The following is a 20,954-nucleotide window of genomic DNA, read 5'->3' on the forward strand; positions in this document are numbered from 1 at the left end:
CCTGTTTTAAAATAACTTAAAAGAATATAGTAATGTCAAGAGTTTGTGAGCTTACGGGCAAAAGAGCAATGGTAGGGAACAATGTATCCCACGCGATGAACAAGACAAAGCGTAAATTTAACGTGAATCTCGTTAAAAAACGTTTCTACATCCCAGAAGAAGACCAGTGGTTAACACTTAAAGTGTGTACTTCTGTGTTAAAAGACATCAATAAAAAAGGTATCTACGCTGTAGTGAAAGAAGCCCGTACAAAAGGCTTTTTAAACCAATAGTCAAATACAATAAAAGCATAAGACAATGGCTAAAAGAGGAAACAGAGTTCAGGTAATCTTAGAATGTACCGAGCACAAAGAAAGTGGGCAAGCGGGAACGTCTCGTTACATCACTACAAAAAATAAAAAGAACACTCCAGACCGTATGGAGTTGAAGAAATTCAACCCTATTCTTAAAAAAATGACGGTTCATAAAGAGATTAAATAATTTGAGTTATGGCAAAGAAATCAGTAGCATCATTACAAACAGGATCTAAGCGTTTAACCAAAGCTATAAAGATGGTAAAGTCTGAAAAGACTGGAGCGTATACATTTGTTGAGTCCATTATGGCTCCAGACCTTGTAAACGATTGGTTAAACAATAAATAACCAATTCGTATAAAATTTAACAAAGCCACTTTTTTTAGAAAGGTGGCTTTTTGTATTTTTAATGGATTTTAGGGCGTGCCTCGCCGCGGCGAGTCGGGCTTTCGTCGCTACACGGTAGCGTACTCAATCCCTCACGCAACATAAAAATCTATAAAATCAACCGCGACAACCGCTAAACTCATCCACTAACCCATGAGCTTTTTTAAAAAAATATTCAGCAAAGAAAAAAAAGAAACCCTTGACAAGGGACTAGAGAAATCTAAAAACAATTTTTTTGATAAGCTTTCCAAAGCAGTTGCAGGGAAAAGCAAAGTAGATGATGACGTTCTTGATAATCTAGAAGAAATACTGGTTTCTAGTGATGTAGGCGTCAATACTACCTTAAAAATTATTAAACGTATAGAAGCGCGTGTCGAAAAAGATAAGTACGTAGGTACAGAAGAACTCAACCAGATCTTACGTGAAGAAATTGCGGGTCTACTTAGCAAAACGAACCAAGGTAATGCAACCGAGTTTGAAGTTCCTTCCGCAAATAAACCTCACGTCATTATGGTTGTGGGTGTAAACGGTGTAGGTAAAACTACTACCATTGGTAAACTAGCATATCAATTTAAAAAAGCGGGTAAAAAAGTGGTTTTAGGTGCGGCAGATACCTTCCGTGCAGCAGCCATTGACCAACTGCAAGTTTGGGCAGACCGTACGGGGGTTCCTATTGTAAAACAAAGTATGGGGAGTGATCCAGCGAGCGTTGCTTTTGATACCTTACAGAGTGCTGTAAACCAAAATGCAGATGTAGTAATTATCGATACTGCAGGACGTTTGCACAACAAAGTAAACCTAATGAACGAGCTTACCAAAGTAAAGCGCGTGATGCAAAAAGTGATAGGCGATGCACCCCATGAAGTATTATTGGTTTTGGATGGTTCTACAGGGCAAAATGCTTTTGAACAAGCAAAACAATTTACAGCAGCTACCGAAGTTACAAGCCTTGCGGTAACAAAACTAGACGGTACAGCCAAAGGAGGCGTAGTAATTGGGATTAGTGATCAGTTTCAAATACCTGTAAAATATATTGGTGTTGGTGAAGGCATAGAAGATTTACAAGTATTTAATAAAATTGAATTTGTGGATAGTTTTTTTAAGTAAATAATCTTGTGAATTTCTACATTAGGCTATTGTTTCAACTTTCCAGTGTACTTTTATTTTCTCAAGTACAAAGCAAAGTTCTTGTGGATATTACATTAATAGACACTACTTTTCAATTTCAAACATCTAAAGTAGCTATCGATTCTGCAGCATACTTACCACATGGATTCAGGATTTATGAGCCAGTTAGTCATACTAGTTATGGCTATATCTTGCCAGATAATTTTTATCGATTTTCAATGGAGGATAGTACGGGGAACATAACTTCGTATAAGACTCTAGAAATTGGATCTGTGGTAGATTTACCAAAATTAAAGTTTGTAAAAATACTTGCTGAAGTGAATCCAGAAGATCTCGAGAATGGAAAGGTTAATCTGTTTGTTCATTATTATTATCAGGAAAAACCAAATTGGCTGAATTTTTCGATACCTCCCAAAAAAAAATATCACGAGTATATAAGCAAGTCCTTTTATGTACAAGACCATGAAAAATTGTTTTTAATATATGATGATTTTACTAATAGTGTGCCACTATTTGGAAGAAATAGATTGAAGCAATATATATCTAAAGAACAGTTTAAAAAAATTCGAAATGCTACCGAAACTGAAATATATATTTTAAATTTAATTTTGAAACACAATAATTCTGTTACAGAATATTAAATTTATACCCAATAAAACCCGAACTAAAATACTTACCAAAGTGATACATCCACATACCGAATTACAATTTATAAGTGAAGAGATAGGTCACGGCGTGATCGCTACACAATTTATTCCAGCGGGCACTATTACCTGGGTGCTTGACCAGTTGGACAGAGAATTTACACTGAAGCAGTTTCAGGAATTTAATCCGCTCTATCAAAACATTTTAGACACGTATTCCTACCGAAACAGCAAAGGGAACTATGTGCTGTGCTGGGATCACGGTAGATTTGTAAACCACAGTTTTAAATCCAATTGCCTTTCAACCGCGTACGATTTTGAAATCGCCATCCGCGATATTCATCCCGGAGAACAACTTACAGACGATTATGGTTATTTAAATGTAGACACACCATTCCGTGCTTCGGAAGAAGGGACTAAAAGAAAAACTGTATATCCGGACGATCTTAAAAATTATCATAAAACTTGGGATAAGAAAATAGCAGCAGTTTTCCCCAACATCAATACCTTAGACCAACCTTTAGAAATCCTGCTTTCAAAAGATATTAAAAAAACTATTAAAAACGTTATTGAAGGGGCTGAGCCATTAGAATCAATTCTTAAAATTTATTTCCCAAGAAAGTAAGTCGTTATACGTGAAGGCAATTTTTTTAAAACAACTTAACTTTCCTTCATTTTGCTCGAGAGGTGCAATAGCTTGTTTCACACAAAAATACCGTACCTTTGCACCCGCTTTAGCAGAGCGTAACTCGTAATTCTAAAATTGTACCTCGTACCCTAAAATATGCGCACAAAAACATTAAAAAAGAACAAAATTAACGTAGTCACTTTAGGCTGTTCCAAAAACGTTTACGACAGTGAAGTATTGATGGGGCAATTACGTGCCAACAATAAAGAGGTGGTACACGAAGAGGAAGGAAACGTAGTGGTAATTAACACCTGCGGTTTCATTGCCAACGCAAAAGAGGAGAGTATAAATACTATTTTAGAATACGTACAGAAAAAAGAAGATGGTTTTGTAGACAAAGTTTTTGTGACGGGTTGCCTTTCCGAAAGATACAAACCAGATCTTCAAAAAGAAATCCCCAACGTAGACCAATACTTCGGAACAACAGAATTACCTGGCTTACTAAAAGCCTTGGGAGCCGATTATAAACACGAATTAATAGGCGAACGTCTAACTACAACACCAAAAAATTACGCCTACCTAAAAATTGCTGAAGGATGTGATAGACCGTGCTCTTTTTGTGCGATTCCAATTATGCGTGGTAAACATCGTAGCACACCCATAGAAAATTTAGTCATCGAAGCCGAAAAATTGGCTGCAAATGGTGTAAAAGAATTGATATTGATTGCGCAAGATCTAACGTATTACGGATTAGATATCTACAAAAAACGGAACCTAGCAGAACTTCTTCAGAAGTTAGTAAAAGTAACAGGTATTGAATGGATTCGTCTGCATTACGCGTTCCCAACGGGTTTCCCAATGGATGTGCTGGAGGTAATGAAAAATGAACCTAAGGTTTGTAATTATATAGATATTCCGCTGCAACACATTGCAGATCCTATTTTAAAAAGTATGCGTCGCGGTACTACCAAAGCAAAGACTACAAAATTGCTGGACGAGTTTAGAGCCGCCGTTCCAGGTATGGCAATACGTACTACCTTGATTGTTGGCTATCCAGGAGAAACCGAAGAAGATTTCCAGACCCTCAAACAATGGGTTATCGAGCAACGTTTTGAGCGTATGGGATGTTTTACGTATTCTCACGAAGAGAACACCCACGCGTATAATTTGGAAGACGACGTGCCAGAAGATGTGAAGATGCAACGAGCCAATGAGATTATGGAAGTACAAAGCCAGATTTCATGGGAGTTGAATCAACAGAAAATAGGGAAAACCTTCCGTGTTATTATAGACAGAAAAGAAGGAAGTTATTACGTAGGTCGCACCGAGTTTGACAGCCCAGACGTAGACAACGAAGTATTGGTAAATGCAGAAGAGGGTTATTTGCGTACAGGTGAATTTTTCAACGTAAATATTACCGCCGCAGAAGATTTTGATTTATACGCAGAAGTGGTTAAATAGTCATTTCGACGATAGGAGAAATCACACAATCAGCACATCCCGAAGTTCATTAAGACTTTCCTCACTCGAATGTAATCTCTCAGTCGTGCCTCCTTCGAGATGACAACAGTAGTCATTTCGAACGAGCAATAGCGAGGAGTAATCACACAATCAGCACATCCTATTTTTTAATTGAGTTTACTCACTTAAGTTATTTGGTATTAAAAGAATTACTACACCACACAAAAAGGAACAATTTTCCCTATTTTTGAAGTTATAACCAATGCCTCCGTGCAGCCCAGCGATTCCCTGCGTCTCTCTGTGTACTAGCAATCCCTAAATATGAAACATATATTTGTAGTATTCCTCCTTTTATCAGTAATAGGTTGTAATGAAAAAAAACAACAAGCAGATAACGAGTCGGTTGAAAAAACTGTAGTAGAAAATACTAAAAACGACAATGTAGTCTCCTTAAATAACCCTTCCGAAGAAAACAGCCAACTCCCAAGGTTGTATAGCAATGGAACAGAGATATATTTTTCATGGGTTACCAAAAAAGACACGACCAATTTTCTAAACTATTCAAAATATAATGGGACAGATTGGACACCTAAAACGTTGGTAGCAACTGGCAACGATTGGTTTGTGAATTGGGCAGATTTCCCTGCATTAGCTGAAAATAATGGTACTGTCTTAACGAATCTTTTACAGAAATCTGCCGATGGAACCTATACCTACGATGTAAAACTGAATTTATTTAAAGATTCAGCAACCATAAAAAATAATTTTATCCTACACAATGACGCTACCAAAAGCGAACACGGTTTTGTATCTATACTTCCCTACAAAGATGATGGCTTTTTTATTACCTGGTTAGATGGACGGAACACGGCAGGCGGGCACGATATGGAAGGGGAACACGGGACAGGCGGAGCAATGACGCTACGCAGTGCCATAGTAGATGGAAAAGGAACCATTTCGCAACGAACAGAGTTGGATAACCGAGTTTGCGATTGTTGCCAGACAAGTGCTGCCATGACAGCAAACGGTCCTGTAGTAGTGTATCGCGATCGTAGTGAGGAGGAAGTTCGGGATATTTCTATAGTACGAAATGTGAATGGTACGTGGACCCAACCTCAAACGGTTGGTCTAGATAACTGGAAAATCGCAGCCTGTCCGGTAAATGGTCCTTCTGTGGATGCCATAGATAATGTAGTGGCTGTTGCCTGGTTTACAGTTACCAAAGGTGTTGGGGATGCTAAGGTGGTTTTTTCCCAAGATGGTGGAGCAACTTTTACAACGCCATTTAGTGTGTCTACAGAAAGCGCAACAGGCAGAGTGGATATTGTGGTGTTAGATGCAGCCAAAAAGGAGGCCGCACTTATCTGGATGCAACCCAAGGGTGAAGATGAGGTTATTTATTTACTAAAGGTGAACGAAAAAGGGAGTATAGGTACTCCTGTTATAATTTCACAAACATCACCAGAACGAGCCAGCGGTTTCCCACAATTGGAAAAAGTAGGCAATGAGTTATTTCTGGCGTGGACCGAAGTTGATCAAAAAATAACAACTATTAAAACCGCAATTATTTCCATAGATAAGCTATAGTTTTTACAAACCACAAACCACAAACCCTGAACCCCAAACTCCTCATCATAGGTCGCAACTTTCCCGAGCCCACAACCACAGCGGCAGGAGGAAGAATGTTACAGCTTATCGATTTGTTTTTAGAACAAGGTTTTGAAAGTACTTTTGCGAGTACAGCCGTAAAATCGGAACGAAGTGTAGATTTAGCCTCTTTGCAAATAGAAGAAATTGCCATACAACTAAATGACGCTTCCTTCGATTTTTTTCTGAAAGAACTAGCGCCAGACGTTGTGCTTTTTGATCGCTTTATAACCGAAGAACAATTTGGTTGGCGTGTTGCTGAAACGTGTCCAGAGGCCTTGCGAATTTTAGATACAGAAGATTTACATTTTCTACGGAAGGCCAGGGAAGAAGCGTTCAAAAAAGATATTCCAATAACCAAAGCCAATCTTTTTACTGAATCGGCAAAACGAGAATTAGCGAGCATCCTCCGATGCGATGTAAGCTTGATCATTTCTGAAGTTGAAGTAAAACTCCTTCTTGAAACTTTCAAAATTCCTGAAGGATTGTTGTGGTATCTACCTTTTTTGGTCGCTGAAGAAATTTCCGAAGTACAGAAAAAACAACACGCTAACTTTGAAGAACGACAGCATTTTATTGCAGTAGGAAATATGAAACACGCGCCCAATGTGGCCTCTATTAAAATACTGAAGGAACACATCTGGCCAACGCTACAACAAAAATTTCCGCAAGCCGAATTGCATATCTACGGAGCCTATGTCCCGCAGCAGCTGCAAGAAATGCACAACCCGAAGGATCGTTTTTTTATCAAAGGTTGGGTTCAGGATATTTCAGAAATCATGCAAAAAGCCAGAGTGCAAGTAGCGCCTTTGCCCTTTGGAGCCGGACTTAAAGGAAAAATTCTGGATGCATTTCAAAACGGATTACCAACGGTAACAACTTCAATTGGAGCGGAGGGAATGTATGAGCGTGCTTCAAAAGCTACTATAATTGCAGATGATTGGAAAGATTTCAGTTCGCAGGCAGTAAGGCTGTATAAAGAAAAAACAGCTTGGTTGGCGGTGCAAAACGAAGGCTATAGCATAGTGATGAATCGATTTCAGAAAAATAGGTTTGCCATACCTTTTGCTGAAAGAATTTCTTTTTTGATTGAAAATTTGAAGAAACACAGAGAACAGCATTTTATTGGGCAAATCCTTCAGTATAAAACAGTGCAGGCAACCAAGTATATGAGTAAATGGATTGAGGAAAAAGGTTCTTGATTAGGTTCCTATCTTATAACCAAGCAGGTAATTTCAATAAAAAGCCATAAATTTGCACCCGTTTTGAACGATATCATGGACGCCCAAAAAAAAGTCGCATATTACACATTAGGTTGTAAACTGAATTTCAGTGAAACAGCCACTATTGCCCGAAACTTCGATGGTGAAGGCTTTGCTCGTGTAGACTTTTCAGAAAAAGCAGACATTTACGTGATCAACACCTGCAGCGTTACCGAAAATGCCGATAAGCGTTTCAAATCTATTGTAAAGAAAGCCCAAAAAGCAAACCCAGAAGCTTTTGTAGCCGCCATAGGTTGTTACGCCCAGTTAAAACCACAAGAGTTAGCTGATGTAAACGGTGTAGATCTAGTCCTAGGAGCCACCGAAAAGTTTAAAATCACAAGTTACATAAACGATATTTTAGCAGACCCCGAGCGTAGGTCGCCGAGCGGAGCCGAGGTGCATTCCTGTGAAATTGAAGATGCAGATTTCTACGTAGGATCCTACAGCGTAGGCGATCGCACGCGCGCTTTCCTAAAAGTGCAGGACGGTTGTGATTATAAGTGTACGTATTGCACTATTCCATTAGCGCGTGGGATTTCAAGAAGCGATACGCTGGAAAATGTGTTGAAAAATGCTGCTGAAATTTCAGCGCAAGACATTAAGGAGATTGTACTCACTGGTGTAAACATTGGTGACTACGGAAAAGGAGAATTTGGTAATAAGAAACACGAACATACCTTTTTGGAACTCTGCCAAGCCTTGGATACCGTAGATGGAGTTGAACGTCTCCGGATATCATCTATAGAACCCAATTTGCTGAAAAACGAAACCATTGATTTTGTGTCACAATCCAGAACTTTTGTGCCGCATTTTCATATTCCGTTGCAGAGTGGGAGCAATGTGATTTTAAAACTGATGCGCCGTCGGTATATGAAAGAATTGTACATAGACCGTGTTACGAAAATTAAAGAAGTGATGCCTCACGCTTGTATTGGCGTAGACGTTATTGTAGGCTTCCCGGGCGAAACCGAAGAGCTGTTTCTGGAAACCTACCATTTCCTAAACGAGCTGGATATATCCTATTTACACGTGTTTACCTATTCTGAAAGAGATAATACCGCCGCTGCCGAAATGGACGGTGTAGTATCCAAAAAAGTACGCGCCAAACGAAGTAAAATGTTACGCGGACTTTCAGCTAAAAAAAGACGCGCATTTTATGAAAGTCAGTTAGGCACCGAACGCACTATTTTATTTGAAGGTGAAAATAAAGCTGGATATATTAACGGTTTTACTGAAAATTACGTAAAAGTAAAAGCTCCGTGGAATCCGGAGCTTGTAAATACTGTACATCAAGTTACCTTAACGGAAATTGATGAAGATGGGTTGGTTCGTTTTGACTATATAAATGAGCCTGTATTTGTCTAGATTAGTGTAGTTGATTTCAAAAATCCCCCTTCCGAATTTCGGATTATTAATTTTTAGATTTTATTAAAGATTTACTCCAAAATTCACCTTCCCCCAATTCGTGGTTCAATATAATGATAGCTAATCAAAATCTCGTTTGCCGCTGGGGGAAGGAGCTTTTATTTAGTAAGTAAAAATCCAACCTGAATAATCGCATCTTCTTCCGAAACAAAATAACCAGCTTTCAATCCTATCATATTTAAACCGCTTAACCAGATTCCTCCTCCGTAAGACGTGTGGAATCTATCTGACGTATCAAAATCGCTCCAAACCCTTCCGTAGTCAAAGCCACCGTACACACCAAAAGTAAGTGGAATAACAGAGGTTGTCAATCTGGCTAATCTTAATTTTAAGTCGGTAGTTTGATAAAAAGATGTTTCACCTGTAAAACGTTCATTTCTGTACCCGCGAAGGCCATTGTTTCCACCAATAGATGGTGCATGATAGAAATAGTAATCATCTCCAAAGTTAGTCCGTACTGCTGCTGATGTACCCAGTACTAAAGCCCCTGATGGCACTAATCCTCTTTCTGCGCCCACTTGTAACCCTGCATATCCAAAGGAATTATCGGTATCTTCTATATTGCTTTTGTATCCTAGAACTGCTTCAAAATGAAAAGCTCTGGACGGGAAATCCCCTGCATTTTGATTGCGGTATTTTATGTTGGCCTCACCACCTACATAGTTTTGCATTTCAAAAACATTAGGGTTTACGGCGTTGTTGGCTGGGGTAAATAATCGGTTTGGGCTGTCTTGTACTTCAAAACTTTCAAAGAGTGCTTTAAAGGTCAGGGTTTTATATTTTACACCCGCACTTGCTTTAATCTGCTGCATTCTTGCGCGATTAAAGTCTCTGTCTTCATTTTCGGCATCGCCATCGTAAAAGGTGTCATTTCCGAAGCCAAAGAAATTATTGGCGAATGAATCACTCGTAAAATAACCATCTATCACCAAGTTCCATTGTGGAAAGATATTGGCAAATTCACCGCCATATTCTAGCTCAACTGCCTGAAAATCGAAGTAATAATTTGCAGAAAGAAAATGCTGGTATCTAAATTTATTACCATTGAAACCATAATTGGTGTAGGTGTCTTTAGCACCTACAAATAAGCCATCATCAGTTTGGAAACCTAGGTTTGGCAGGATAATATGATTGTTTTCCTTAAACTGTCTCCAGTGATAGGTATTGGTTTCGTATAAGTTGGTAAACTGATGTGCTGGTGTTTTTTTGTCAAACTCAGATTCTTCGTATTTCCAGTCGTATACTTTTACTTGACGACGGTTTTCAATAGTGAACTTGTCTTTTCCATACCCTCCAATGATGCGTACTTTAATCAAATTATCACCCTCACCAGATACCGTAAATTCATCATCATCATTCAATCCGTAGATCCAGATTTCTTTTGTTTCGTTTTTATCAAAGGTGCGGTCCAGGATTACAGGATCTTTTTCATCTTTTTTCGCGCGCTTGATGAGTACTTGCGTTTTCCCGCCTGCCATACGGATTACTTCAATTTTATCGTCTTTATCGGTAGCGTGTAAGGCAACAGTTCGGTTTAGGTAAGTTGCATACCTGTCGGCTATATTGTCTAAATTACTAAGACGTGTTTTTAAATTCTTTTTCAGTTCTTCAGAAGTTTCATCTTGTACTTCAACTGGTAATTGCGTCCAGGCTGCATCAATATCGGCTTCAGAAAGATTTTCTTGAATATACTTTGCTTCGCTCATCCATACTTCTTTACCGTATTTGGTCATAAAGGCACGGTCTAGGTTGTTTCCTTCGCCATTGTACCATTTTATATCGCGAATGTTATCGTCATACGATTGCCAAAAACGGGTATCAGGGACGAACATTTTGATAACGGTCATCATTACCCCATCAAATCTCGAGAACGCAGCATCCCTATCACGAGGAATTGGTATAAACTCGGTTTCGTCATCGTTAATTTCATATTCAGCAAAGCGCCACTGGTCTGCATGACGATCCCAGTCACCAATTAGCATATCAAACAATCGTGCTCTAATCCACGCTTTTTGGTCTACGCTATATTTTTCATCCTCACGCAATTTTTCAAGCACATCGGTAGTGCTTTCAAAGGTAACTATGGTTCCTCCACCTGGATTTGCACGGTTATACCCTGCAAATTTTGTTTGGTCATCACTTGGGCGTTCTTCTAACCAATAGAGCGCGTCCCCATATTGCTTGCCTAACGGATCTAAGTTGGGTTGTTTAGGTACATAAGCCAATTGTGTGTTGGCATGGTTCACATTTATCTTTTTTGCCATGGGGTCTATCACCATCTGCATAAAAGGATGTGTGGTTGTAAAGAAATCGTACACTACGGTTTCAGCAAAGGTACCACGGTAATCTTCCGGATCAAAAGTGATCCCTTTTACCTTATAGGTTAAAAATTTGAACGCATCTTTCTCTAAGCCACGAATGGCGTATTCTGCTCCGTTGGCATCCTTAAGTTTTGCTGAAAAGGTTTGGTGTCCACCCCCAGCTTCTTTTACGGTTAGGCCTCCTTTATAAGTAGTTAAATCTACATTTTCTGCAGTTACAGGAACACCATAGACACTTCTAAAACGTTTTCCCCAAAGGAAATTATAAAAACCAGATTTGTTTAGTTTTTCAGCATCTGTTACCACAGGAACCTGCACGGTTGCTGATGCGAATGACGGCATTGGTGAGTTTAATTTTTCTTTATTGAAGGCTGGCGTCATAGCAAATGTTTTTTCACCATCCTCCGTTACAAAAGTTACTTGCGAACTTCCATTTTCATAATACGTTATAATACTGAAACCTTCTTTTCCGTAGGTATATTGTCCTTCGTATTCCAATTGGCCTCCTACTGCTGTTAGTCTTGCAGGCTCTCTTTTAGTTTTAGCAGCATCCCCTAAAGAACCGCTAATGATTTGATGTGCTTTGTTTTTTGAGGTAAGGTATTGTAAGCTTTCTTCGTGTCCAGAAAGTATAGTGACTCTGTCTAATTCTTGTACAAGGGCAGCGACTTTTGTAGCAAGCTCTTGGTATCTTTGAAAGAATATTTTATCAGGATTCATTCCGCCCAAGTAATTATTGGCGTTCATTCCGTTGCTAAACAAGGGGTGGCTCATTACGATTACCAAATTTTTACCTTTGGCATCTTTTATCATTCCTTCCAGTTCTTCAATAAATCTACGCTGGGTTTTTATATCGGTACATTTTTGGTTAATGTATTTTACACGATCCCAATTGCTGATATACCATTTTGAATCTATCAAAATCATATCGATATCGTCAGAGATCTCTCGATACTCTAATGGGCATACATTATTTGGTTCTACCTCTATATTTTTTAACTCCTTATCTTTTATATAGTCTTCAACCCATTCAATTTGCTTGGCATTTTTACTTTCCCATTCGTTAGCACCAGGAATAAAGTATGTTTTTCCCTTAAAAGAATTTGCTAATTCCAGCTGTTTTTGTAGGAGTGCTTGGTTGTTTGCTTCATTTTCGAAATTTGCATTCGTATAGTTTCCAGTGTATAAAAGCGTACTGTTTTCGTCAGCTTCATTCAGTTTTTTCTGAAGTTCATCAAGGATAGTTTGATTGAAATTTCCTTCGGCTTTACCCAATCCCCCTGCAACAAAAAAGGTATGAGTAGGTGTTTTTGAGGATGTGGTGACCTCATTTAAAGAAGGTTTCTTTTGTTCTTTATAACTAGCGCAAGCTGAGATTATAAGAATGCTAAAAATAAAAAAGAATGTTTTAAAAGCGGTATTCTGTGTAATTTGCTTCATATGTAGGGTTAGATTATTTCTTGAAAACGATAAAAATACTGTAGTGGCGGAACATTAGCATCAACTTTAGCATTACTTTCACGCTAAAGTTTTCTTAAAAACATTTAGTATTGGCCCTAAAATAGGAGTCATAAAAAAACCTTTGGCGCTGGTAAAACACCAAACAACCAAAGGTTTAAAAATACTATTGTTATTTTAAATGCTTATTCCTACAGGTAACAGGGCTTTGTATTTCCTTCTATTTTTTCGCATAAAGCCTGCGATTTCGGGACTTGTGGGAACTAGGCTAATGCCTCGATCTTTTACTTCGTCAAATACTGCTTTTATAAAAATATCCCTAAAGCCTTGGTCTTCCATGTCACTAGGCATGTCAAACTTTGTCAAAAATATTTTACGATCTTGAAGGGCATACTCTATGCGAGCCATATTGTCTCCAACTTCCAGCTCAAACTGGCGAAGGAATTCGTTGTCGGTAATTACTACATCTTCAATCATAATGGAGGGATTTGGTTTTAATTTATTGGTGCTTGTGTAAGCAAGGTTTTAAAATAGTTACTTGCTCTTTTCAAAATTTGAACTTTTCCCAAATCCAAATAGCATCTCTTTCGTTACATATTTTTATAATTTATAATAAAAGTGCCATTAGTAAACGTTAGGAAGATTCTGTGCATCCTGTTATTTAATGTATCTGTTGTATGAGTTGTTTAAATATGATCTCCTATGTTAAAATAGGTATGTTGTTGTATTTAGAATTGTTTTGTCCTTGAACTTTACGACAGTACTTAAGGTGTTTAAACAGTGTAATTATATCGTGGTGTACCTTTTTTGGAAATACTCAAAATTTGTAATACTGCGTGTTTGTACCGTATATAAATCTTTTTCAAGGGATCCCCAACTTTAGAAACACTACTTAGTATCTTTGTCCAACAAAGTTACGGAAAAATCGTTAGTTTGGTTGTATTACTTTAAGACAGTTATGGGTCAAAACATTATTCACGTTTATTTTGTTCCTGGTCTTGCGGCAGGAAAAGAAATTTTTAAAAATATTCACTTACCTGAGAATTGTTTTCAAACACACATACTTGAGTGGCTTATTCCTGAAAAAAAGGAATCCATATCAAGCTATGCTCAGCGTATGGCGATGCATGTACTACACGAAGATGCTGTGTTGGTAGGAGTAAGTTTTGGAGGTGTGGTAGTGCAAGAGATGGCTCATTTTTTAACACTGAAAAAACTTATCATTATTTCTAGTGTAAAAAGTAGAAAAGAATTCCCCAAGCGAATGAAAATTGCTCGGATTACGAAACTGTATAAGTTAGTTCCAACACGAATTATGCTAAGTTCGGACGATCTTACAAAATTTGCCATAGGTCCAAAGTCGAGAAAACGATTACAGCTCTACCAGGCATTTCTACACGTGCGCAGTGCCAGCTACTTAAATTGGGCGATTGAAAATATGGTGTGTTGGCAACCAAAGAAACCTGCAGGTGAAGTTATACACATCCACGGTGATGCAGATATAATTTTCCCAGTTAAAAATATAAAGGACTGTGAAGTAATATTAGGTGGAACCCATATTATGTTGCTAAATAAAGGATCTAAGATTTCAAAAAAATTAATAGAAGTTATTTCCCTATAAAAGCCTGTTAAATTCTTTAAACAGCACAAGAGATTCTTTATCTTTAGTCCAAAATTTTATGATTATGAATATTCTTTCAAAAATTGGCCTTTTGGCATTAGTTGTTTTCATTAGTGGTTTGTATGTAAATGCCGTGCAAGAACCTGAAACTACAGACGAGACCGTTCAGAAAAGATTAGTAAACGATTATAACGTGTATGCATTACCACTACCAGACAAAATGGATTTTGCTGGGGAAAATGTGCCGCTTAACGATCCAGATATTAGAGAACGCATGGATCGCGAATTGCTTGTAAACACATATTGGCAGTCTAATGGCTTGCTTATGTTTAAAAGAGCAAACAAATATTTTCCTATCATAGAGCCACTATTAAAAAAATATGGTCTTCCAGATGATTTTAAATATCTTGCTGTAGCAGAGAGTGGCTTGGATAACGTACGTTCTCCGGCAGGGGCAGCAGGGTTTTGGCAATTTTTACAAGGGACAGGACGTGAATATGGCTTAGAGGTGAACGATTATGTAGATGAGCGTTATCACTTGGAAATGGCAACAAAAGTAGCGGCAGAATACTTGATAAAATCTAAGGAACGTTTTGGTAGTTGGACCTTAGCTGCAGCGGCATACAACGCAGGTAATGCAGGTGTGAACAAACAGATTGAGCGCCAGAAACTGGACAATAATTATTATGATATCTTACTAAATTCTGAAACAAGTCGTTACATATTCCGGATTCTAGCATTTAAGGAAATAATGAGCAATCCAGAAAAATATGGGTTCAACTTTAGACAACAAGATTTGTATAAAAGAGTGCCTACTTATACCGTTAAAGTAGATACCCCGGTAACTGATTTTGCTGTTTTTGCGAAAAAGTTTGATATTAATTATAAAATACTGAAATTGCACAACCCTTGGTTAAGAGATACTTTTTTAAAGAACGCTTCGGGAAAAGAATATCTTATTGAGATACCAGAAAAAGGGTACTACAATACCACGGGACAGTAAAGAATAAAAACAGCCAACCACCAGAAATTCCATTTATGAATATTACCCTTATTGTATCCTTACTCATTATAGGTCTATTGGCCGGCATTTTCAGTGGATTTATGGGGGTAGGGGGAGGCGTTGTTATGATACCTCTAATGATTATGTTTTTAGGGTATGACCAACATGAAGCGCAAGGTTTAAGCCTGGCAGTGTTGGCAGTCCCTGTAACATTTATTGCTGCTTATACCTACCATACAGGTGGACATCCTGTAAACTGGAAATTTGCACTTATAATCGCGGTGTGTTTTGTGATAGGAGCTTGGGTAGGCTCAAAGTTTGCTATAAAAATTGATCAAGATGTGCTCAAAAAAATATTCGCAGTAGTTTTGGTAGTTGCGGCTATTAAATTGTTCTTCGGCAAATAAATACAATTAAAATCTTAATTTTTATCTGTTCCAATTACTTCCAGACTAGTTTGAATAGTTATGCTTGGTTTCAATAGTTGAACTCCAGCATAAAAAGCGTCGTAATTTTCTTCATAAGAAATCGCGTACTCTGTATGATAGGGGTGAATCACAGTTCTTCTAATATCTATTATTTTTTTGTTTTCGTCGAGTAAGAAACACGTAGGGAGCCCAAGACTATGTTTCATATCCTTAACGGCGGCAGCACCTTTATTGTCGAGTTCATCAACATAAACTATTTGAATATTTTTCTTAAACTCTTTGGAAGCTTTCTTCGCATTTTCTTTGGTGTCCCAATACAATACTACAAAGTCTATATTATTCCCAAAAGTGTTTGCTATTTCATTAAGTGCAGGAATTGTCCCAGAACTAGGAGTGCACCAGGAAGCAGTACTTAATAAAATCATAGGTTTCTCAAATTTGCTCATTTCAATTTCTTTGCCAGAGCATTTTTTTACTTTGAAATTATCGAGATAGGTATTTAAGATTACATTTTGTACCAAGGAGTCGTATAAGAAATCTGCACGTGCATAGTCTTTGTCGTGATATGCCAATTGTGATTTTTTCACATACGTATTAATATTCTTGGTAATTTCCTGCGAAAACATAGGCTTTGCTTCAATCTCTTCTTGTGAGATACCGGCAAAGGAAATTAAGAATATTAGTAGAAGTAGTTTTATACGCATAAACGTTGTTTACTCATTAGTTGTACAAAGGTATAAAAGGTTGCTACTTAATAACTTACTTTTAGATGAATGGTACAAAAAATTCGATAAACAGTGTTTTTGATGTCATATATTTCCTACGGAAATGCGATATGTAGGTTATCTACGGCTTCTTCTGCCTGCTCGTGCACTCTGCTGGCCAAACTGTTGCTTAGGTGCGTTGGCACGTTTCATCTGTTGTTTCATCATCTTAATCTGCTCGTCCATCATGTTGTGCTTGTCTAGTTGCTTTGCTTCTGCTAGCAGGATTTCAGCTTCACGTTTTCTATTCTTGGACATAGCAATTCCAGCGAGGTTCAATTTTGCCATTGCTAAATCTGCATCCATATTTAACCCTAACTCAATAGATTTTTTAAAGTATTTTTCGGCTTCATTCATATTGGTTTGAGAAACCATAAGACCATTCAAGTAATTGTAATAGCCTTGTTGTTTTTTTATTAAAGCACCTTCTGGATTTTTAATTTTATCCAACCATTTTTTGGCACCTTCGAAATCTTGTTTTCGTAGCCTAAGGAATGCTAGGAGTATAATTTCGTTTTTAAAATACAGAAAGAAGAACATGAAGGATAGTAGGATATACATAATACCGTTTCCTATATTTCCTTCCACAAATTGCCAGACAGAAAGACCTATGACTGCAAGACCTAAAATTAATTTTATATTTTTATTGAACATATAGTGCTTATTTTTGAAGGGGACAAAGGTACATATTTCCATGAAGAAGTCACTAAATTTGGTGCTTGTAAAGATGACCGACTCATAGTTTTTGTGAAATAGAAATTCTTTTTAATTATTTTTAGTTTAACATTTGTCCTAGATAAAAAAGATTGTATATTTGCACCCGCCTACGCAAAAGAGAATCTGTTGATTTGCTAATGTAGGCAAGCCAAACACACTGTAGGGCATAAAAAAATAAATTTCAGAAGATTTAACCCTTATTATAATGAGCAAGAGAACATTTCAGCCATCAAAAAGAAAAAGAAGAAATAAGCACGGTTTTAGAGAGCGTATGGCATCTGTAAACGGACGCAAGGTTTTAGCTGCCCGTAGAGCAAAGGGGAGAAAGAAAATATCTGTTTCTTCTGAACCACGTCACAAAAAATAATGTTGATAAGTCATACATAAAAAAGGTGTTGTTTGTAAACAACACCTTTTTTTTATACCCTAACGAATCGTAATTTTACCGCACTTTTAAAAGTTCCTAGAAATGCCCAAAAACGACAAAATAAAATCCATTCTCCTAATAGGCTCAGGGCCTATTATTATTGGTCAAGCCTGTGAGTTCGATTATTCTGGTTCACAATCTTTACGCTCTCTTCGTGAAGATGGAATAGAAACCGTACTCATAAACAGCAACCCTGCCACTATTATGACAGACCCGTCCATGGCAGACCACGTGTACCTGTTGCCATTGACCACAAAATCTATTGTTAAAATACTAAAAGAGCATCCGCAGATTGATGCGGTGTTGCCAACCATGGGAGGCCAAACAGCTCTAAATCTTTGTATTGAGGCAGATGAAAAAGGAATCTGGAAAGATTTTAATGTAGAAATTGTTGGTGTAGATATAGACGCCATTAATATTACTGAAGACAGAGAGAAATTTAGAACATTAATGGAGAAGATTGGTGTCCCTATGGCACCTCAAGCCACAGCAACATCCTATCTGGAAGGAAAGGAAATTGCACAGGAGTTTGGATTTCCATTGGTGATTAGAGCCTCTTACACGTTGGGTGGGGCAGGTGCTTCTATTGTATATAAACCCGAAGATTTTGATGAGTTGCTCACGCGCGGTCTGGAAATTTCGCCTATTCATGAGGTGATGATAGACAAAGCGATGATGGGCTGGAAAGAATACGAATTGGAATTACTACGCGACCATAACGATAATGTAGTAATTATTTGTACCATCGAGAATATGGACCCTATGGGGATTCATACAGGAGATTCTATTACCGTGGCACCAGCAATGACCTTGAGCGACCGCACCTTCCAGCGTATGCGTGATATGGCCATTAAAATGATGCGTAGCATTGGTGACTTTGCCGGAGGGTGTAATGTGCAATTTGCAGTAAGCCCAGATGAGAAAGAAGATATTATTGCTATTGAGATTAACCCAAGAGTATCTCGTTCTTCTGCATTGGCTTCAAAAGCAACTGGATATCCTATTGCAAAAATTGCTTCAAAATTGGCTATTGGATATAATTTGGATGAATTAAATAACCAAATTACAAAATCTACTTCGGCATTATTTGAACCTACTTTAGATTATGTCATTGTTAAGATACCGCGATGGAATTTTGATAAATTTGAAGGGTCAGACAGAACCTTAGGCCTACAAATGAAATCTGTTGGGGAAGTAATGGGAATTGGACGTTCGTTCCAGGAAGCCCTGCACAAAGCCACACAGTCATTAGAAATTAAGCGTAATGGTTTAGGAGCCGACGGAAAAAGCTATACTGACTACGACCAAATAATCGACAAACTTACCAATGCTAGTTGGGATCGTGTGTTTGTGATTTACGATGCCATACAAATGGGGATTCCGTTGAGTAGAATTCACGAAATCACTAAAATTGATATGTGGTTCTTACGTCAATACGAAGAACTGTATTTATTGGAAAAAGAAATTTCAACGTATACACTGGATACCCTTCCAAGAGAGCTATTGCTGGAAGCAAAACAAAAAGGCTACGGGGACCGCCAGATTGCCCATATGCTGAAATGTCTGGAAAGCCAAGTATATAAGAAACGAGAAGAGTTAAACATTCAGCGCGTGTACAAATTGGTAGACACCTGTGCTGCCGAATTTAAAGCGCAAACACCATATTACTACTCAACCTTCGAAAATGAAGTAGAAACTGCCGATGGAACCCGATATGTAGAAAATGATAGTGTAGTTACCGATAAAAAGAAAGTTATTGTTTTAGGGTCTGGCCCTAACCGAATTGGTCAGGGAATTGAATTTGATTACTGCTGTGTGCACGGAGTTTTAGCCGCAGCCGAATGTGGGTACGAAACAATTATGATTAACTGTAATCCTGAAACGGTTTCAACCGATTTTGACGTAGCAGACAAACTCTATTTTGAACCGGTATTCTGGGAACATATCTACGATATTATTCGTCACGAAAAGCCTGAAGGTGTTATCGTTCAGTTAGGTGGGCAAACAGCGCTTAAGTTGGCTGAAAAGTTAGAGCGCTACGGTGTTAAGATCATGGGAACGAGTTATCAAGCCTTAGATTTGGCTGAAGATCGCGGAAGTTTCAGTACCATCTTAAAAGATAATAATATTCCATATCCAGAATTTGGAGTTGCCGAAACTACTGAAGAAGCCCTAAAGCTTGCAGATACCTTAGATTTCCCATTATTAATAAGACCTTCCTACGTATTGGGCGGACAGGGAATGAAAATTGTCATCAACAAAAAAGAACTGGAAGAACACGTAGTAGATTTATTACGTAAAATCCCGAATAATAAATTGTTACTGGATCATTATTTAGACGGCGCGATAGAAGCCGAAGCAGATGCTATTTGCGATGGTGAAAATGTATATATCATCGGTATCATGGAGCATATTGAGCCGTGTGGCGTTCACTCGGGGGATAGTAATGCTACCTTACCGCCGTTCAATTTAGGAGATCTGGTGCTTCAGCAAATTAAAGATCATACTAAGAAAATTGCACTGGCTTTAAATACAGTTGGTTTAATTAACGTACAATTCGCCATAAAAGATGAGAAAGTGTATATCATTGAGGCGAATCCAAGAGCCTCGCGTACGGTTCCTTTCATTGCAAAAGCATACAAAGAACCCTATGTAAACTATGCGACCAAAGTAATGCTAGGTGAAAAGAAGGTAACCGATTTCAATTTTAATCCACAATTGGAAGGATATGCCATCAAGCAGCCGGTCTTCAGTTTTAATAAGTTTCCTAATGTGAATAAACAATTAGGGCCGGAAATGAAGAGTACTGGAGAAAGCATCTTATTTATAGATAGCCTAAAAGACGATGAATTCTACGAGTTGTATTCTAGACGAAAAATGTACTTGAGTAAATAAGTTACTTAAAAACACAAAACAAAAGCTCCGTGATGCTATGCATTTCGGGGCTTTTTATTTGTTGAAAAAGGGCGAGGGTTCTTCCTCAACTTGGTCTATGAAGTATTTTGTATCACCCCAAAAAACAAAAGTGCTGTAGCGTTCCACATAACGCACTTTTACATAACGACCTTGTAGCTCATTCAATTTCTCAATAACCTCTTCCTCCTTATCCAATACCGAAAACTGAAAAATCTGTGCGCCACTAATTCCCTGGCTTATTTCACCCTCCCATGTTTTAAAAAGCACCCCTTTTTTAGTGACTTTTATAAGTTCTCCTGCGCGTGTTCCCTCACTATAAGGCACATAATATACAAATGCAAAATAGAGCAAATAGATGGCTATAAGACTTCCAAGAATGATAAAGAGTATTTTTTTCATAAGATTAGTCCCGATGTATCGG

General features: G+C 38.0%; 20 protein-coding genes. 15 read left to right on the plus strand and 5 right to left on the minus strand.

Going from position 1 to position 20,954, the window contains the following annotated elements:
• The first annotated feature begins 32 nt into the window (after positions 1–32).
• The 10 genes from rpmB (at position 33) to mtaB (ending at position 8,818) form a co-directional block, all read left to right on the plus strand.
• Positions 33–272, plus strand: coding sequence for a 50S ribosomal protein L28 (gene rpmB / locus ACQ2HF_RS09810; protein WP_432410249.1), 240 nt, complete (start codon positions 33–35; stop codon positions 270–272).
• Positions 273–297: 25 nt separating this feature from the next.
• A complete protein-coding gene (rpmG, locus tag ACQ2HF_RS09815; RefSeq protein ID WP_432410250.1) occupies positions 298–480 on the plus strand; it encodes a 50S ribosomal protein L33 in 183 nt (60 codons plus the stop codon).
• 8 nt (positions 481–488) lie between these two features.
• Entirely contained in the window at positions 489–641 is a 153-nt protein-coding gene (locus tag ACQ2HF_RS09820; protein ID WP_432410251.1) for a DUF4295 domain-containing protein, read from the plus strand.
• A gap of 192 nt (positions 642–833) precedes the next feature.
• The gene (gene ftsY / locus ACQ2HF_RS09825; protein WP_432410252.1) at positions 834–1,787 is read left to right on the plus strand and encodes a signal recognition particle-docking protein FtsY; all 954 of its coding nucleotides are present in this window, start codon (positions 834–836) and stop codon (positions 1,785–1,787) included.
• A gap of 83 nt (positions 1,788–1,870) precedes the next feature.
• Positions 1,871–2,449 carry a hypothetical protein gene (locus ACQ2HF_RS09830; protein WP_432410253.1) on the plus strand — a complete coding sequence of 193 codons (579 nt, stop codon included), beginning with the start codon at positions 1,871–1,873 and terminating at the stop codon, positions 2,447–2,449.
• Between the two features lie 40 nt (positions 2,450–2,489).
• A complete protein-coding gene (locus ACQ2HF_RS09835) occupies positions 2,490–3,077 on the plus strand; it encodes an SET domain-containing protein (RefSeq protein WP_432410254.1) in 588 nt (195 codons plus the stop codon).
• Positions 3,078–3,236: 159 nt separating this feature from the next.
• Positions 3,237–4,541, plus strand: coding sequence for a 30S ribosomal protein S12 methylthiotransferase RimO (gene rimO / locus ACQ2HF_RS09840; RefSeq protein WP_432410255.1), 1,305 nt, complete (start codon positions 3,237–3,239; stop codon positions 4,539–4,541).
• A gap of 321 nt (positions 4,542–4,862) precedes the next feature.
• Positions 4,863–6,128 carry a hypothetical protein gene (locus tag ACQ2HF_RS09845; protein ID WP_432410256.1) on the plus strand — a complete coding sequence of 422 codons (1,266 nt, stop codon included), beginning with the start codon at positions 4,863–4,865 and terminating at the stop codon, positions 6,126–6,128.
• Between the two features lie 95 nt (positions 6,129–6,223).
• Positions 6,224–7,390, plus strand: a complete 1,167-nt coding sequence (locus ACQ2HF_RS09850) for a glycosyltransferase (RefSeq protein ID WP_432410257.1) — start codon at positions 6,224–6,226, stop codon at positions 7,388–7,390.
• Positions 7,391–7,465: 75 nt separating this feature from the next.
• Positions 7,466–8,818: a tRNA (N(6)-L-threonylcarbamoyladenosine(37)-C(2))-methylthiotransferase MtaB gene (gene mtaB, locus ACQ2HF_RS09855; protein ID WP_432413077.1), complete on the plus strand. Its 1,353-nt coding sequence runs from the start codon at positions 7,466–7,468 to the stop codon at positions 8,816–8,818.
• Between the two features lie 158 nt (positions 8,819–8,976).
• Here the strand turns inward: mtaB and ACQ2HF_RS09860 are convergent, their stop codons facing one another.
• Entirely contained in the window at positions 8,977–12,639 is a 3,663-nt protein-coding gene (locus tag ACQ2HF_RS09860) for a hypothetical protein (protein WP_432410258.1), read from the minus strand.
• Between the two features lie 195 nt (positions 12,640–12,834).
• Positions 12,835–13,134: a GNAT family N-acetyltransferase gene (locus tag ACQ2HF_RS09865; RefSeq protein WP_432410259.1), complete on the minus strand. Its 300-nt coding sequence runs from the start codon at positions 13,132–13,134 to the stop codon at positions 12,835–12,837.
• Positions 13,135–13,558: 424 nt separating this feature from the next.
• On the opposite strand from ACQ2HF_RS09865, the gene ACQ2HF_RS09870 reads away from it, so the two are divergent.
• The 3 genes from ACQ2HF_RS09870 to ACQ2HF_RS09880 all read left to right on the plus strand — a co-directional run bounded on the left by ACQ2HF_RS09870 (position 13,559) and on the right by ACQ2HF_RS09880 (position 15,688).
• Positions 13,559–14,278 (plus strand): alpha/beta hydrolase, encoded by a 720-nt coding sequence (locus ACQ2HF_RS09870; RefSeq protein WP_432410260.1) that lies wholly within the window; start codon positions 13,559–13,561, stop codon positions 14,276–14,278.
• Positions 14,279–14,342: 64 nt separating this feature from the next.
• Positions 14,343–15,281: a lytic transglycosylase domain-containing protein gene (locus ACQ2HF_RS09875; protein WP_432410261.1), complete on the plus strand. Its 939-nt coding sequence runs from the start codon at positions 14,343–14,345 to the stop codon at positions 15,279–15,281.
• A gap of 35 nt (positions 15,282–15,316) precedes the next feature.
• Entirely contained in the window at positions 15,317–15,688 is a 372-nt protein-coding gene (locus ACQ2HF_RS09880) for a sulfite exporter TauE/SafE family protein (RefSeq protein WP_432410262.1), read from the plus strand.
• Positions 15,689–15,702: 14 nt separating this feature from the next.
• Here ACQ2HF_RS09880 and ACQ2HF_RS09885 read toward each other — a convergent pair whose 3' ends face one another.
• Positions 15,703–16,413 carry a TlpA family protein disulfide reductase gene (locus ACQ2HF_RS09885; protein WP_432410263.1) on the minus strand — a complete coding sequence of 237 codons (711 nt, stop codon included), beginning with the start codon at positions 16,411–16,413 and terminating at the stop codon, positions 15,703–15,705.
• 138 nt (positions 16,414–16,551) lie between these two features.
• The gene (locus ACQ2HF_RS09890) at positions 16,552–17,127 is read right to left on the minus strand and encodes a DUF2892 domain-containing protein (protein WP_432410264.1); all 576 of its coding nucleotides are present in this window, start codon (positions 17,125–17,127) and stop codon (positions 16,552–16,554) included.
• A 268-nt stretch (positions 17,128–17,395) separates the two neighbouring features.
• On the opposite strand from ACQ2HF_RS09890, the gene rpmH reads away from it, so the two are divergent.
• Together rpmH and carB are read left to right on the plus strand one after the other, a co-directional pair.
• The gene (gene rpmH, locus ACQ2HF_RS09895) at positions 17,396–17,557 is read left to right on the plus strand and encodes a 50S ribosomal protein L34 (RefSeq protein ID WP_164680779.1); all 162 of its coding nucleotides are present in this window, start codon (positions 17,396–17,398) and stop codon (positions 17,555–17,557) included.
• 102 nt (positions 17,558–17,659) lie between these two features.
• Positions 17,660–20,512 carry a carbamoyl-phosphate synthase large subunit gene (gene carB / locus ACQ2HF_RS09900; protein WP_432410265.1) on the plus strand — a complete coding sequence of 951 codons (2,853 nt, stop codon included), beginning with the start codon at positions 17,660–17,662 and terminating at the stop codon, positions 20,510–20,512.
• A 54-nt stretch (positions 20,513–20,566) separates the two neighbouring features.
• On the opposite strand, the gene ACQ2HF_RS09905 is transcribed toward carB, so the two are convergent.
• Positions 20,567–20,932: a 6-phosphogluconate dehydrogenase gene (locus ACQ2HF_RS09905; RefSeq protein ID WP_432410266.1), complete on the minus strand. Its 366-nt coding sequence runs from the start codon at positions 20,930–20,932 to the stop codon at positions 20,567–20,569.
• Positions 20,933–20,954: the final 22 nt, after the last annotated feature.

Source organism: Rasiella sp. SM2506 (genome assembly GCF_050859505.1).
Classification (GTDB): Bacteria; Bacteroidota; Bacteroidia; order Flavobacteriales; family Flavobacteriaceae; genus Marinirhabdus.